The organism is Parabacteroides chinchillae (assembly GCF_900108035.1).
Lineage (GTDB): Bacteria > Bacteroidota > Bacteroidia > Bacteroidales > Tannerellaceae > Parabacteroides > Parabacteroides chinchillae.
The window spans coordinates 40009-56749 of the sequence record NZ_FNVS01000015.1; the positions used below are offsets into that span (position 1 = coordinate 40009).

At 38.2% G+C, this 16741-nt stretch carries 13 protein-coding genes; 5 read left to right on the plus strand and 8 right to left on the minus strand.

Annotation, left to right across the window (positions count from 1 at the left end; genetic code table 11):
* Positions 1 to 65 precede the first annotated feature (65 nt).
* The 5 genes from C4S38_RS12110 to C4S38_RS12130 all read left to right on the plus strand — a co-directional run bounded on the left by C4S38_RS12110 (position 66) and on the right by C4S38_RS12130 (position 7204).
* Positions 66 to 1028 (plus strand): phosphatidylinositol-specific phospholipase C, encoded by a 963-nt coding sequence (locus C4S38_RS12110; protein WP_103983927.1) that lies wholly within the window; start codon positions 66 to 68, stop codon positions 1026 to 1028.
* Positions 1029 to 1110: 82 nt separating this feature from the next.
* Positions 1111 to 2286: a BamA/TamA family outer membrane protein gene (locus tag C4S38_RS12115; protein ID WP_103983928.1), complete on the plus strand. Its 1176-nt coding sequence runs from the start codon at positions 1111 to 1113 to the stop codon at positions 2284 to 2286.
* The gene (locus C4S38_RS12120; protein ID WP_103983929.1) at positions 2273 to 3973 is read left to right on the plus strand and encodes a lipid A phosphoethanolamine transferase; all 1701 of its coding nucleotides are present in this window, start codon (positions 2273 to 2275) and stop codon (positions 3971 to 3973) included. Before C4S38_RS12115 ends, C4S38_RS12120 begins: the two co-directional genes overlap by 14 nt.
* 107 nt (positions 3974 to 4080) lie before the next feature.
* Positions 4081 to 5925 carry a DUF349 domain-containing protein gene (locus C4S38_RS12125; RefSeq protein WP_103983930.1) on the plus strand — a complete coding sequence of 615 codons (1845 nt, stop codon included), beginning with the start codon at positions 4081 to 4083 and terminating at the stop codon, positions 5923 to 5925.
* A gap of 25 nt (positions 5926 to 5950) precedes the next feature.
* Positions 5951 to 7204 carry a hypothetical protein gene (locus C4S38_RS12130; protein ID WP_394340852.1) on the plus strand — a complete coding sequence of 418 codons (1254 nt, stop codon included), beginning with the start codon at positions 5951 to 5953 and terminating at the stop codon, positions 7202 to 7204.
* Positions 7205 to 7208: 4 nt separating this feature from the next.
* Here the strand turns inward: C4S38_RS12130 and C4S38_RS12135 are convergent, their stop codons facing one another.
* The 8 genes from C4S38_RS12135 to C4S38_RS12170 form a co-directional block, all read right to left on the minus strand.
* Entirely contained in the window at positions 7209 to 7715 is a 507-nt protein-coding gene (locus C4S38_RS12135; protein WP_234999368.1) for a cupin domain-containing protein, read from the minus strand.
* Between the two features lie 32 nt (positions 7716 to 7747).
* Positions 7748 to 8452, minus strand: coding sequence for a LytR/AlgR family response regulator transcription factor (locus C4S38_RS12140; RefSeq protein WP_103983931.1), 705 nt, complete (start codon positions 8450 to 8452; stop codon positions 7748 to 7750).
* A complete protein-coding gene (locus tag C4S38_RS12145; protein WP_103983932.1) occupies positions 8439 to 9473 on the minus strand; it encodes a sensor histidine kinase in 1035 nt (344 codons plus the stop codon). The genes C4S38_RS12140 and C4S38_RS12145 overlap by 14 nt, the downstream gene beginning before the upstream one ends.
* Before the next feature lie 13 nt (positions 9474 to 9486).
* A complete protein-coding gene (locus C4S38_RS12150) occupies positions 9487 to 11679 on the minus strand; it encodes an outer membrane beta-barrel family protein (RefSeq protein WP_103983933.1) in 2193 nt (730 codons plus the stop codon).
* Positions 11680 to 11782: 103 nt separating this feature from the next.
* Positions 11783 to 13171, minus strand: coding sequence for an aldo/keto reductase (locus tag C4S38_RS12155; RefSeq protein WP_103983934.1), 1389 nt, complete (start codon positions 13169 to 13171; stop codon positions 11783 to 11785).
* A 22-nt stretch (positions 13172 to 13193) separates the two neighbouring features.
* Positions 13194 to 14702, minus strand: coding sequence for a 4Fe-4S binding protein (locus C4S38_RS12160; RefSeq protein WP_103983935.1), 1509 nt, complete (start codon positions 14700 to 14702; stop codon positions 13194 to 13196).
* 231 nt (positions 14703 to 14933) lie between these two features.
* On the minus strand, positions 14934 to 15689 hold the full coding sequence (locus C4S38_RS12165; protein WP_103983936.1) for a LytR/AlgR family response regulator transcription factor: 756 nt from the start codon (positions 15687 to 15689) through the stop codon (positions 14934 to 14936).
* 23 nt (positions 15690 to 15712) lie between these two features.
* The gene (locus tag C4S38_RS12170) at positions 15713 to 16735 is read right to left on the minus strand and encodes a sensor histidine kinase (RefSeq protein ID WP_103983937.1); all 1023 of its coding nucleotides are present in this window, start codon (positions 16733 to 16735) and stop codon (positions 15713 to 15715) included.
* Between the last annotated feature and the right edge of the window lie 6 nt (positions 16736 to 16741).

Genomic DNA, 16741 nt, shown 5'->3' on the forward strand with positions numbered 1-16741 from the left:
CGCACTGAAATTTCCAATTATTTACGTATATTTAGCGTCCATAAACGATCAAAAGAGAATCATAAATGAGAGTTTTATACGGAATCATTATTAGCCTGCTCTGTGCATTTACAGCCTATTCCCAAGCTGTAAAGCAAACATCCCTGGAAACAAACGACTTTCAGAACTGGATGTCGAAACTTGCGGATAACACCCGCCTATGCCTGATTTCCATACCGGGAAGTCACGACAGCGGAGCCTGTCGCAATGGCGGCATTTTACTTCAAACACAAGATATAGACATTGCCTCTCAATTAGCAGAAGGAATACGTTGCTTTGATATCCGGTTGCAGGCTATGGAAGACGGCAAACTAGGCGTTTATCACGGACCTGCATTTCAGGATATTTATTGGGAAGAAAACGTTCTGGCAGACTTTATCCGTTTTCTACAAAAGAACCCTTCCGAAACTTTGATCGTATCGCTTAAAAAAGAAAATGGGAAAATATCCGATTATGCCCGGTCTTTATCTTCCACTTTAGAAAAACCGGAATATCAATCTTATTTCATTCAGGATTTTCGTCCGGACATTACGTTGGGAGAATGTCGTGGTAAAATTTTATTTATGCATCGCGACCATGCCATGAAGAACTATCCCGGAGTTGAATGCCTGGGATCGGTATGGGGAGACAACGCCACATTCAACATGTCTATGCGAGATAACAACGGGACAGAAGGACGTGCTATTGTAGAAGACGAATACCTTTATCCGTCAGATGAAAAAGCCGGCTATAAAACGCAAGTATGTATAGACAATATCAATAAAAGAGCATCCGAACCTGCCAACTCTGACCTTTGGGCTATTACTTTCGTAAGTGCAACTGCTGTTCCGGTCTCTGGCCCGATACATTTTGCCGAAAAAGTAAATGAACCTGTAGCCAAACATATCCGGAGGTTAGGGAAAAGCAGTTGTGGCATCGTTTTAATAGATTTTGCAGGTTCTGCAAAAGGGAAAATGGTAACGGAAGCACTTATTCAAAGCAATATGTAAATAAATGTACGAATATTGATTATATAAGAACAATTCAGCCTCACTATTTTTTATTAAATCGCAGATGTTAAAAAAATAGGAGATGAAGCAACAATTATCGATATTTTTTATTGGTGTTATATTATTTTCATGTGTCCGGTCCGGCTTTGCCAGAAACGGCTTAAAGGCAAACGACAATCATTATGCGCAGAAAGATTCAGCTGAACGCCGTTCTCTTATCAAAAAAGTATTAGATTATTTCGAAGATTCCAATAAAAACACAAAAAACAAACCGTTTGACTTCAGTATCATCGGCGGTCCCCATTATTCAAGTGATACCAAAGTAGGCATCGGGCTTGTCGCCGCAGGACTTTACCGTATGGACAGGAGAGATACTCTTCTTCCCCCCTCCAATGTCTCATTATACGGCGATGTTTCGACCGTAGGTTTCTTTCTTTTAGGAATACGGGGGAATAATTTATTCCCGCAAAATAAATACAGGTTAAACTATAACCTTTACTTTTATTCTTTCCCCAGCAAATTCTGGGGTATTGGATATGACAACGGTAATAACAACGACAACGAGAGTAAATACAAACGTTTTCAAGCACAGGTAAAAACAGATTTTTTATTCCGTCTTGCAACAAATTTATACCTTGGTCCAAGCATAAGTTTTGATTATGTACATGGTATGGATTTCAGAAAACCGGAATTACTGGAAGGAATGGCAATGACGACTTCCAATCTTACGGGAGGTATCATATTGTCTTATGACTCGAGAGATATGCTTACGAATGCAACAAGAGGATATTATCTAAAAGCAGAACAAAAATTCAGTCCCGCTTTTTTAGGAAACAAATATGCATTCAGTGCCACAGATATCCGCACCAGCATCTACCATACAGTATGGAAAGGAGGCATTTTAGCCGGAGAATTCCACTCTTTATTTAATTATGGGAATCCGCCTTGGGGATTAATGGCTATATTAGGCAGTTCGTATGCCATGCGGGGTTATTACGAAGGTCGTTATCGTGACAAAAATATAATGGAGATACAAGTTGAATTACGCCAGCATATATGGAGAAGAAACGGAGTTGTCGTATGGGTTGGTGCCGGCAATATATTCCATCAATTTGACGAATTACAATTTAAACATACTTTGCCGAATTATGGTTTTGGTTATAGATGGGAGTTTAAAAGAGGTGTAAACGTACGGCTGGATTTAGGATTTGGAAAAAATCAAACCGGATTTATATTTAATATCAATGAAGCATTTTAAGAATATATACCATGCTGTTTTTGATCAGCAAGTTCTATTTTTCTTTTTTTTATTTGTACTGATAGTACCCAATATATTCTTTCTGTTTACAGAAAAAATGTCTTTCCTTGCTAATTTATGCAATATATTGGTACCGCTATCTTTCTATTGGTTCCTGATGTCTTTATCCGCCAAACCGGGGAAAGTGCTTTGGATATTATTTCCTTTTATATTCTTCGGGGCATTCCAATTAGTACTTTTGTATTTATTCGGCGAATCGATTATAGCCGTAGATATGTTCCTGAATCTGGCAACAACAAACTCCAGTGAAGCTATGGAATTATTAGACAATTTAACTCCTGCCATCATTGGTGTCTGCTTCCTATACTTACCAGCATTGGCTTTAGGGATTGCATCTATCTATCGGAAAGAAAAACTAACCGATAATTTTCTCCGCAAAGAAAAAACGGTTTCTTCTATTATTCTATCCATAGGTATTTTATTTACGCTTTTTACTTACCAGGTAGAGCCCGGATATAAGATACAAACAGACATGTTCCCCTTAAATGTTTGCTATAATGTCGGCTTAGCTATTCAACGCCAGCATAAACTCGAACTATACAAAACAACTTCTTCCGGCTTCACTTTTCAGGCAAAACCATCCCATGCCCAGGAAGAAAAAGAAATTTATGTTCTCGTCATAGGAGAGACATCAAGAGCCTTGAATTGGGGACTATATGGCTATGAACGCAATACAACCCCCCAACTTGCCCGGATAAACGGTCTGACAATTTTCAAAGATGCGCTAACACAATCAAACACCACCCATAAAAGTGTTCCCATATTGTTGTCGGCCGTATCTGCCGATAATTATGATTGCATATATAAACAAAAGGGTATCGTCACTGCTTTCAAAGAAGCAGGTTTTCATACTGCTTTTTTTTCAAACCAAAGGCCTAATCATTCATTTATCGACTTTTTCGGTGAAGAAGCCGACATATACGACTTCATTAAAGAAGACAGTCTGGATTCCAAATTCAACCCATCGGATGATGTGTTACTAGATATGGTTGAAAAAGAAATCTGGAAAAACTACAATAAACAATTCATTGTATTGCATACATATGGGTCACATTTCAATTACCAGGAGCGTTATCCTACTACTAAAGCGGCTTTTTTACCAGACCAGGTGGAAGGAGCAGAAGTCAAATACCGTACAAATCTCATAAATGCATACGACAATACGATTTGCTACACCGACGACTTTCTGTCCCGGCTCATAACAATACTGGATAACACACTGGCTTCGGCTGCAATGCTTTACACTTCCGATCACGGAGAAGACATTTTCGACGACAATCGGAATCTATTTCTCCATGCATCTCCCGTACCCAGTTATTATCAATTGCATGTACCTTATCTGATATGGATGTCCCAGCCTTATCTGGAAAATCATATTTCCTTATATAATACGGCAAAAGAAAACAGTTCAAAAGCCATATCCAGCAACTCGGTTTTTCATACTATGCTAGATATCGGAGGAATAAATACGCCTTATAAAAATGACTCGTTATCAGTAGTTAGCAAAGATTTTACAGAGCAAAAACGATTATACCTGAACGATCACAACCTTCCTATTTTACTGAAAGATATAAAGTTAAAAGAGACCGATTTTAATATGTTTCGTAAAATGGGGATTAAATATTAACTTTTGCATGCAAATAATTGCTTGTAAATGCTGTTATCACAAAATATTTAGCTTAATTTGTGACTTGATATAGGAAATATATCCTTTTCTTAAATAAGTGATTGTATATGAAGGACACCGTTGAGACTAATCTGCCTGTAGAAGAAACCGGCAAATTGGAAGAAGCTAAAGCTCCGGTTATCGGATCGGAAGAAACTCCGAATAATGTTGAAAACACAGTTTCGGAAGAAGAAGTTACTGCTGTCAGCAAGTTAACCAAAGAAGAAATTGTCAATAAACTAACAGAGTTAGTTGAAAAATCGGCAGAAACTTCCCGTAGCGAAGTAGAATCTTTGAAACAGACATATTATAAGATTCGCCGCAGCGAGGTGGACGAACTAAAGAAAGTTTTCCTTGAAAATGGGGGAGAAGAAAAGGATTTTGTAGCTCCTGAAGATGAAATAGAAAATCAAATCAAGAATTTACTGGCTACATATAAAGAAAAAAGGGCAGCTGTTCTTGCAGAAGAAGAACGTATAAAAGCAGAGAACTACACGCTTAAACTTCAACTGATTGATCAACTAAAAGCGTTAAGCGAAAGTCAGGAAGACTTCAACAAACTATATAACGACTTCAAGGATATTCAACAGAAATGGAAAGATATCAAAGCCGTTCCACAAGAGCATGTAAACGACTTGTGGAAAGAATATACAACTTACAGCGAAAAGTTCTACGATATTATAAAAATCAATAACCAGTTCCGTGACTACGACTTCAAAAAGAATCTTGAATTAAAGACAGCTCTTTGTGAGACGGTAGAAAAACTGGAAAATGAGCAGGATGTTATTTCAGCTTTCCACCAATTACAGAAACTGCACCAGCAATGGCGCGAAATTGGTCCGGTAGCGAAAGAGTTGCGCGAAGATTTATGGACTCGTTTTAAAAATGCATCTACAGTTATCAACAAACGCCACCAGGAACATTTTGAGAAGCTGAAAGCAAAAGAACAGGAAAATCTGGAAGCTAAAACTGCAATCTGTGAAGAAATTGAAGCAATAGATTTCAGCACTTTGAAATCATTCAAAGACTGGGAGGAAAAAAACAAAGAAGTCATCGCCTTACAGGAAAAGTGGAAAACCATCGGTTTTGCACCAAAGAAATTCAATGTAAAGATTTTTGAACGTTTCCGCGCCGCTTGTGACATTTACTTTAATAAAAAGAGTGAATTTTACAAGGCCATCAAAGAGGAGATGGAAAAGAATCTCGAACTCAAAAAGGCATTATGTGAGAAGGTTGAAGCCTTAAAAGACAGCACAGATTGGAAAGAAACAACAGAGAAAATGATTGCATTACAGAAAGAATGGAAAACCATCGGTTCCGTAGCCCGCAAACATTCAGATACTATCTGGAAACGTTTTATTTCTGCTTGTGACTATTTCTTTGAACAAAAAAATAAAAATGTAGTCTCACAAAAGAGCATCGAACAAAATAACCTATCTGCAAAAAAAGTATTAATTGAAAAAATTAACAGCCTAAATGAAACAGACCCTGAGGAGGCTTTGGCAACATTGAAAGGTCTTATGTCCGAGTGGGGTTCCATAGGTTTCGTCCCATTCAAAGAAAAAGATAAAATATACAAAGAATATCACGAAGCTATAGACAAACAGTTTGACCGTCTGAAAGTAGACAAGAACGACCGTAAGATGCAAAACTTCCGCAGCAATCTGAATGATATGGCCAGCGGCGAACACAGCAAAGGCAAACTTTACGGAGAACGTGAAAAGCTAATGCGCATGTACGAACGCATGAAAAATGAACTGCAGACTTACGAAAACAACATCGGCTTCCTTAGTGTTTCATCAAAAGGTGGTGGCGGACTGTTGAAAGAGATGGAACGTAAGATCGAAAAGCTGAAGGAGGATATGGAGCTTACAATCAAAAAGATTGAAGCAATTGATGAAAATCTCGAATAAACCAAATTCAAAGACATAATAATTAATGAAGCCGTCCTCTCAACAAGACGGCTTCGTTATTTTATCTGCTATGACCAGAAAAATTCATTACTTTAATCCGGGCCATGAAACAGCCATACTTTTAGGAACAGAAAACTATACTCCGCCAGCCAATGTACAAAGAATGACAAAAGAGCTGGCTTTCTTGCCCGCATGGTATGCAAATCCGGAGGATTATGTACTAATAGATGAAATAAATTCTCTTCACTTTCTATCTTTACAACCCGAAGTATTTCATCCGTTTGCCACTCCTGTAATACCCAAAGAAATAAACAAATTTATTTCTTCTTCCGAAAAAACAGAAGCGGCTCCCTGGGGATTATCACCTCATAGCATCCAATTATTTGAAAAACTAAAAAAGAAATTTGCACTAAACATAGCTGTCCCAAGCTGGAAAGAAGAATACAAACGCTTGGCCGGACGGCAAACAGCAGCCGAATGCCTGGAGATGTTACGTAACTTATTACCAGGCATTTCAATTCCTTCTACCCCGGCATTTTGCACCCAAATTGATGAAATAAAAAAACACCTTACATTACACCATGCGCCCTTTATTCTGAAAACCCCATATTCTTCTTCCGGAAGAGGATTGCATTGGATAAACAGGCCTGAACTGACCGACAAAGACAAAGCCTGGATAAACGGGGCTTTCAACAAACAACGAACCATCAGTATAGAATACGGCCTGGATAAAGTACAAGATTTTGCTATGGAATTTTATTCCGATGGAAAAGGAACGGTAGAATACAAGGGTCTGTCTGTTTTCAACACAGAAGAGAAAGGTTCTTATTCCGGTAATATTTTACAGAATCAGGAAGACATGAGAGCCCTACTTTGTCGTTATTCGGACAAAGACAAGTTTCAACAAATTCAGAATGCTGTTTGTCTGGCATTACAAAAAATATATGGCAATATATACACGGGGTATTTAGGAGTTGATATGCTGGTATATAAAGAAAAGAACGGAAGTTATTCCATTCATCCCTGTATTGAAATCAATATGCGGTATACAATGGGAATGGTAGCCATCCGATTATTTGAAAAGTATATAGACTTCAAAAAGAAAGGTGATTTCTGTATTACCTACAACCATCAGATCGGTGAAGCATACGAAAACCATCATTTCATGGAAAAGGCTTATCCGCTAAAACTGGAAAACGGTAAGATTACAGAAGGTTATCTCTCCCTTTGTCCGGTTACAAAGGAAACCCGCTACAGGGCTTATATATTAATGACATAAATATCTATTGCCGGCATAATTGCTCTATTATTTCTATATCCTGTGGATATGCAGCTTGCAACTCTTTCTTCTTCGCCAATTCAAAGTCTGCATATTCAAAGCCGGGAGCCACAGCGCAACTTACCAAACTAAAACCATAAGGCTCTTTCAAACGAGCGGCAAACCATACTCCAGGCTCAATAGTTATCTGTAATTCCCCATCTTCCCTATCTGATAACTCGCGGACAACCAAACAACCTTGCTCAAACGAATAAATGAATAAAGGCTCTCCTTTATGGAAAAACCAGCTCTCGGGCGATTTAATACGGTGAAAAGCAGAAAAATCCTGACCTTCCAATAAATAATAAATTGTGGTAAGAACCCTTTTATCAGAAGGATACCCTTCAAGTGGTTTCCAACATTCAGGACGATATACCTCTCTACAATAACCTCCTTCCGGATGCGGAGTCATACCTAAACGTCCGATCCAATATTCGGCCAGCGTCTCATTTTCCATCATACCCATATTCATACCACAAACTATTTATCAGATTAATATAGTTCCTATAAAACATCCGTCAAAATTTGTTTAAATACCACCTCCCTGAAATTACGAGCTACCGGTATTTTATGTATTCCAATAAACAACTGGTTCCCTTCCAGACCTTCTACCATCAACTTATTCACTATATAGGAACGATGCGTTTGTAAAAACTGGACTCCAGGTAATGATTTCATGATTTTTTTCATGGAAGAGTGCACAGTAAACTTGCCGGAAGGTAAATAGATAACAATATAATTCTCCATTCCTTCAATAAAAAGGATGTCTTTCAAAAATACCTTGATCATCTGTTTGTCACTCTTTACAAACAAGTATTTATCAAGATTATTAGCCATATTCATCTCTTTTTGCAATATGTTGTAAACCTTGTTAACTGCTTTCAGAAACCGGTCGAACGAGATTGGCTTTAACAAATAATCTGTCACATCCAACTCATACCCCCGTAAAGCATATTGTTCGTAAGCAGATGTAATAATTACCTTCGGAGGATTTGCCAGTGTTGCCAAAAGATCCAGTCCGGAAAGGTAAGGCATCTCAATATCCAGCAAAAGCAAATCCGGCTGTTCCGTTTTCAATAACTTATCCAATTGAATAGCATCTTCGCATACACCGGTAAGTGTAAGAAAATCTACTTTCTCCACGTAAGAAACCAATCCTTTACGGGCCATTGGTTCATCATCGGTAATTACACACTTAACAGATTGCATCTTCTAACACAATAAACAATTTTACAACAAAAATATTATCTTCTTTACTAATTTCCAATGTATGTTTGCCAGGATATAACAGGGCAAGCCGCCTCCGCAGATTATCTAAACCGATACCGGCACGTTTACGAGTTTGGATAACAGAAGGCGGTATAGAGTTTGTTACACTAAAAAAGAGTCCGTTCTTTTCTTTTCGTGCAGTAATATCTATTTTATAATCACCTCCTACATATTTAAAAGCGTTCTCCAACAACGGTAATAATAGTAGAGGAGAGACTCTATACTTCTGCAAAGACGGATCAAAAAATGTATTCAGTTCCAGCCTCTCGTTTGCGCGGAGCTTCTGTAAGGCAATATAGGTATTCAAATAATCAAACTCTTGCTCCAATAACACTTTGTTATCTTCCGAATACAATTGATAACGCAGCAACTCCGACAACATTTCTATAGTACGCCGCGGCTCTTTATTCTTTTCATCTATCTGGAAATAAATCGTATTTAAAACATTAAACAGAAAATGAGGATGATATTGAGATTTCAAGAATTTCAGTTCCATTTCCAATTGGTCAGTTCTTATCTTTTCCAGTTGTAAAGTTTGCCGATGATAATCCGTTTCCAGCTGATTCGTACGAAGAATAATATAATAAATTAAAAAAAGTGGTATGTAAATCACATTGGCTACTACATAATCAGTAATAATATTCCCCATATATAAAACACCTAGCCGGTCACCTACAAACATTATCAAATTCATAACAACCAACAAGTTCAGTATTATCAGCATACATTCCGAAACAACAGATATTTTCAATTTCGGCCTTACCCGGGAAAGAAAATACCGACTGGCAAAATCAAAAGCGTAGCACATTACAATCGTAGTACATAAAGCAAATAGATGGTACTTCATAGGACCACTGCTCCACGGTATTTCATATCGCAACAAATCTGTGGTAAACCGAATACAGTTAAACATCACGACTCCAAGAAACAAAGGGGACAGAGCACGAAACAAAAACTTCATATATATTATTTTATTACAAATTTATCCTTTTACTTTCATCTATACTATTTTTTGAGCGACTCTCTTTTGCATTATATCCACTATTAAAACGGTAAGAAAATGAGATGCCGATAAGAGACTGGCTCTCGTGTTCTTTTACAGAGGCTTTCTGATCGGGTGTAACCACATCCATATTTCGATTGTACGTATTAAAAATATCTCTCGCATATAATTGTATGCTCCCTTTACCTTTCAGTATTTGCTTTTTGATACCCGCATCCATCTGCCAGACAGGAGCCATTAAAGCCTGTCCCGCAGCTATCTTGCTTCTATAAGAGACATTCAACTCGGCCGACCACCCTTTTCCAAAAGAAAACTGATTATTGAATCCTCCTACAAAAGCCAATCGTTTGCTTACTTGTTCCTCTCCGTCTGCCAACCACCGAAAATGATTATAAATAGCAGATGCATTTACATTTATATCCCAGAAAGATGTAAACGGCAAATTAGAGGTACTGATACGCGGCCCCAAACTAAAAGCCGAAGAATAATTGGCCGGCGAAACCAGTATCCGGTTATCGTCCATCAACGAAAAGCTCTTTACTATTACATCATGAATGTGCGTAAAGAAAAAGCTTGCCTTAAACAACGTTTTATGAATATACGCAAACTCCAGGTTATTGGATAACTGGGGCTTTAACATAGTATTCCCTTGTTCATAAGTATAGTCGTCGAAGATGTAAATAAAAGGATTCAAGTCGCCGTAGTCAGGACGTACAATCCGCCGGCCATAAAATAAAGACAGACTACTTTCCCTAATGCTGAACAGCACTAACAGCGTAGGGAATACGTTTGTATAATGTTGTGTGAAAGAAGAGTCTCTTTGAACTGAGTTTCCCGATTGTTTTCCGGTAACCCGCGTGTTTTCTACCCGTAAACCGGCTTCTACATGTATCGGCTTGAAATCTGCTTTCAGCTGCAAATAGCCCGCATTAATGTTTTCTTCATACACAAAACAATTACTGATAGAAGTATTATAAATATACTCTCCATTTAGTACATCTGCATAATTTGCACTATTATCCAGTTTTACAAATGATGTCTTTGCACCTGCATCCAACGACCATTTATCGCCATGAGGTAAAGCCAGGTTCACTTGTCCTGTATACAGGTTTAATATCCCATTCATATGTCCTTGCAAAGAATCTCTTTTTTGTCGATCAAAAGTTGCATCATGAAATACGTCGTGCTGGAACTGATTATCATTATATTTAAAACGGAGGTAGTCAAAAGATGCATCCAACCTTTTTCCTTCCGAATCGAATTTATGAGTAAAATTTATTCCGACCGTCAGATTCGTAGTTTTCTTCCGGCTGTCATTCCATGTATACCGGGTTGAATCCGATTGCTCCCTTAAAGTTTTAAAATAGGAATCCATTGTCCCAATCCGGTGTTTATCATAATGATTACCATCAAAAGTGAAACCTAATGTACTACGATTTGTCAGATAATAATCAAGCCCTACACGATAATAGTGCATTTTGTTGAGGTCGCGCCGATAAGAATTCTGGTGCAGATTTAATCCGGTATCTTCACCTGTACGTGGATCAACAAACACACGGGCAATATTCATTTCATCATATTCTTGCCCCTGGTAGTAAGAATAAGTTGCAAACATATTAAACTTTTCATTCCGGTAATTCAGTGACGCACTACCATATCCGGTAGAATAACGCCCTTGAGTAAAGTTTCCGTTAAGCACGATATTCATTCCCCGGAGTTTGATCTTACGCGTATGAATGTCAATGACTCCCGAGTTACCGCTAGCGTCATAGCGTGAGGAAGGATGCGTAATAAGATCTATCTTTTCTGCTGTTGTAGCGGGTGTGGACTTCAATAGGTTTACCAGTTCCTGTCCGCTCAGATAGGTAGATTTGCCGTCCATCAAAATATTGATTCCGGATTGACCATTCAATATGATTGTCCCGTCATTATTCACAATCACACCAGGTAATCCGCGAAGGGCATCATACAGACTGCCCTGGTTACGAGCTACAGAAGCATCTAGCCGGAAAGTTGTTTTATCAGGCTGTATTTGTACTGACGGAAGTTTAGCTATTACAACTACTTCCTCAATCTTTTGGTCTGCAATTGTATCGGTTTGTGCCCACAACGAGCTTACCGAAAGATATATTATACTTAATAATAAAAGATAAACTTTACACATAGCACCTCTACTTTTGATTTTGATTCAAAAGTAGAGGTGCCACTTTCATTCTTCAAATAAATATGACGAATGGAATGGTTTTGTTGACTAATGGTTAAATCATCTACCCGGGAAGTGTCTCCTGTTTCAATTGTTCAACAAATTTATCTATCCGCTGCATTTCTTTAGGAATATCAATACCTTGCGGACAATGCTCGTTACACTGGTTGCACCCGGTACAGTGGTCTGCCTGGCGAAGTTTAGGTACACTACGATCATAACCAACCAAAAAGGCACGGCGAGCTTCCTTGTAGTTTGCATCTCCTTTACTTTGTGATACGTTACCTTCATTCACACATTTATTATAATGCAAAAGGACTGCCGGAATATCAATTGCATAAGGACAAGGCATGCAATATTTACAATCATTACACGGAATTGTAGGATATGCAATTATCAATTCTGCCATTTCCTCCAGAAAATCTTTATCGTCATCAGCCAGAGGTACAAGTGGAGCATATGTACGGATATTATCCTGTAAATGTTCCATATAAGTCATGCCACTTAACACCGTAAGAACATTCTCCGGCGAACCGGCAAAACGAAAAGCCCATGAAGCAACACTATCATCAGGACGACGTTGCTTTAGCCGTGTTATAATATGATCCGGCAAGTTGGAAAGCCTGCCCCCCAATAGTGGTTCCATAATAACAGCAGGGATTCCGCGTTTTTCAAGTTCTCCATATAAATATTCGGCATTGACATTTTGGGCAGTAGCATGCTTCCAATCGACATAATTCAATTGTATCTGCACAAAGTCCCATTTAACCGAATCATGCATGGCCAGGACCTGATCAAAAACGGTCACATCCCCGTGGAACGACCATCCGAGACGACGGATACGACCTGCCTCACGTTCTGCAATCAAAAAATCCAATATTCCATTGTCAATATAACGCCTGTTAAAAACCTCCATTCCACCACCACCAATAGCATGAAGCAGATAATAGTCAAAATAATCGGTTTGCAAATCTTCAAATGATTTCCGGTACATTGCTATAGAGTTCTCTCTTGATGAATTAGCAAAGTTGGATAATTTGGTAGCAATAAACAACTTCTCACGTGGATGCCGTTTCAGAGCAATACCCGTAGCCTTTTCCGACCAACCTTGTACATACACAGGAGATGTATCAAAATAATTCACACCATGTGCAATTGCATAATCCACCAATTCATTTACCGCATCCTGATCAATCAGATCACCATTGCCATCAGGAGAAGGTATTGTCGGCCAACGCATACATCCATACCCTAATAAAGAAACTTTATCTTCATTACCTGGCAGAACACGGTATGTCATCCGGTCTGTAGGAACAGCAAGAGAAGCATTTCCTACAGAACTTTTCTCCGGTTTAGAAGTACAACCATAAAGTGTAGCCGTTGTAGTAGCTGCAGTAAGTCCTACAATATTTAAAAATTCGCGACGATTTATGTTCTTATCTTGTTCTTTCATGTTGTTAGTCTTTATAAATAAATTATATAATCCGGTGAACCAAATGCCCCTCCACATAAATAGCAGGATATGGACGCGAAGGGCAAAGATTTTCGCAGGCGCCACAACCTATGCAACGCTCTGTATTAATAACCGGAATCTTATGTGAAGTTTTATCATCCTGATTAATTGCAATCATTTGGATTGCTTCTGTTGGACAATGACGTGCACAATTTCCGCACTCTACCCCATCTGTATTAACCACACAATATTCCTTTAACCATACGGCATGTCCAATCTGGATCGCTGATTTATCAGCTTTTGTTATCGGGCGTATGGCTCCAGCCGGACAAACTTCTGAACATTTGACACACTCAGGCCGGCAATAGCCGCGTTCATAAGACATTTCCGGTTGCATCAGAGTCATCAAGCTATCTGAAGGACTCAATACTTGATTCGGACAAACCGTAACACAAAGCTGGCATGCCACACAGTGCTGCGTCATATTACGAACGCTTAACGCCCCCGGAGGCGCAAGTGGTGTTTGACGCAGAGGAGCTTTCCGTTCTTTAATCGGCGCAAGTCCTCCATCCTTCTTCATCTCTACATTTTTTATCTTTTTCTCTTGTGCTTTCAAGGTACTCGCCATTGCCGTCAAGATTGTTGCAGATAAAGCTCTTCGGCGAGACAAGTTTATCGTCTGTTCCAACTTTTCGTCACTCTTCTTCCTCTCCATCCATACAGGCTTGTAAGTTATCGCTTCGCGCTGGCAATTATCTACACAATTCATACAAACCACACAACGGCTATTGTCTATTTTATGTTCTCTCGAATTGATACATGCCGCTTTACAGCGACGCGCACAAAGCCCACAATTATTACATTTATCCGTATCTATTGTAAAACGAAACAATGAGAAACGAGAAACAAAACCAAGTAGTGTCCCAACTGGGCATATGGTATTACAATACGTACGACCATTACGAAATGCCAATACGACAAGAATTAAGAATGTTACCAGAGCAATTACTAACGTCGACAAACTCTTCATCCAAACCTCTGTTTCATAAAATGCATAACTGTTTGCACGTTCCGCTAAATAAGCCAGCATATTATTGCCCCATAGCCAAAGCGGATTAAACAAATTATTAACAATCCGCCCGTAAGAACTATAAGGAGCCAATAATGCTACCGCCGAATTAAACCCCATTACCATTGCAAGGATAAACACCGCTAATACACCGTAACGCAACCATGACATCTCAGGCGAATATGAATACGGCAATCTCTTTCCTGCCTTTCCTATACGGGCTAATATATCCGAGAATACACCCAGAGGACAAATAACAGAACAGTAAATACGTCCAAACATGAATGTAAGAGCCAGCAGAAACAAAACAATTCCAACATTGAGAGCCAATAAAGCCGGAAGAAACTGTATCTTAGTCATCCAGCCAAACCATGCATGTATTGTTCCTGTAAAATCAAGAAACAGAAGAGTAATAATTGATATGAACGCAACAGCCAATATCAATCTGATTTTTCGTAGCATACTGTAGATATTATTTATTATTAATACAAAGATTACAGAACAAAATTAACAAAAAAAGAGCTTTTTCATTAAAACGAAAAATAAAGAATTTATCACGAAAAAGGAGACATCCTTCATCGGGCATCTCCTCTTTCTTGTGTGGTTTTTACATTTTAAAGTCACAAAATAATTTCTGATCTACATTTATATAATCTTAATTTTGGATAACTCAAAACAACCTAAAAAGAGTTATTATACATTATTCACCATCCAAGATTTAAACTCGGAAGCTTTATTTTTACTTATATAGACACGCTCCGGAACTTCTACATCCAATGTCACAAGAAGGCGGCTATCAAACCATATCGTTATATTCGTGACGCTATCCCTGTTAAGAATATATTGTTTATTTGCCCGGATAAAAGTTGCCGGACTCAATGTTGGCATTATTTGCTCCAATGTCTTGGAGTATGGATATTTGCTTCCGTCTCTTAAATATATATACGTGCTTTTATCTGACGTATAAAAAAAAGAAACTTCATTCAGATTTACTGGTAACAGCCTGTCTTTATATGGCACTAACAGTTTATCCTTATATTTACGTGCAGGAGCAAGCTGCGCCAATCTAGACAAATATTGGATGACATCAAGATGTGTCAATTTACTATATTTTTCCAAAGCATGCTTCACGTCTCCAACCTTCACAGGCTTCAGCAAATAATCTATACTATTCACCTTAAATGCTTCTATTGCATATCTGTCATAGGCTGTTGTAAAAACGACAGGGACTTCCAATTTTATTTTATCAAAAATAGTAAACGCTGAACCATCCGATAAATGAATATCCATAAATATTAAGTCCGGTAACAGATTAGACTGCAACCAGCAAACTGTTTGAGTAACACTCTCTGTATTGCCTGTTATTTCAATATCCGGTGCAACTTCCGAAAGAATACCTATTAAATTTTCGTAGGCCGCAGTTTCGTCTTCAACAATCAACACTCTCATATTCGCTGTTTTTAAAAGGCATATTATTTTAAAGGAAGATAAACACGAAACGTTTTCTCATCACACTCTACCCGTATTTGTTTGTTCATTAATAAACTAAAACGGTTCTCCAGATTTTTAAGTCCTGTACCATTCGTATCTGATTGAGAGAGCTTGGGATAAACAGGGTTTGAGACTACCAGCTCATCATAATCATTCAGATAAATTGAGATCAACATTTTATGTTCGCTATCTATCATATTATGTACAACTATATTGTCTACCAGTGGAAGCAGTGAAAGAACAGGCAACATCAACATATCTTTTTTTTCTTGATTCACATTTATTGAAAAAGCAAGTTTATTCGCAAAACGAACCTCCATTACATATTGAAAAGATTGTATAAACTCCAACTCTTCCCTCAATATTACCAGACCTTTCCGGTCACTTTGGAGCAGATAGCGAAAAATATCAGACAATTGATGGACATACATCAGTGTGTGGTCATCGTTCTTTTTCCGAATTAACGACTGTATTCCATTCAATGAATTGAAAAAGAAGTGCGGATTAATCTGGTTCGCCAACGCATTACAACGGCTTTGCAGGTTTTCAAAACGAAGACGTTCAATCTCTTGCTCTTTTTCTCGCTGGCGAGAATACATCATTGATATATAACCGATAAAAGTACATAAAGTACATAAGGTAAAGAACTGGGAAATCAACGTGCTGCCTCTAAAATCCGTAAAGAAACCGAAAGAAGATATCCAAAATGAAACCGAAGCAAAAACCAGATATGCTACAAGAGAATAGATAAAATTACGGATAAACCTTTCTTTAAACTGGGCAGAAGGTATTTTCCTCAAATTATAGCGTATCAACCAATATATTAATCCCCAGAAGAAGAATATACGATAACTAAAATAGAGAAAAAAGACCATATAGCCAGACTCATTCAGCAAATCCAGCTGCCACGGAAGACAAGATATGTTTGGATATATAATGAATACTGTGCTAACTAAGCTAGCCCATGGAAGATTCCGGGTGATATATGCATCAAATGAGTCCATAACCAT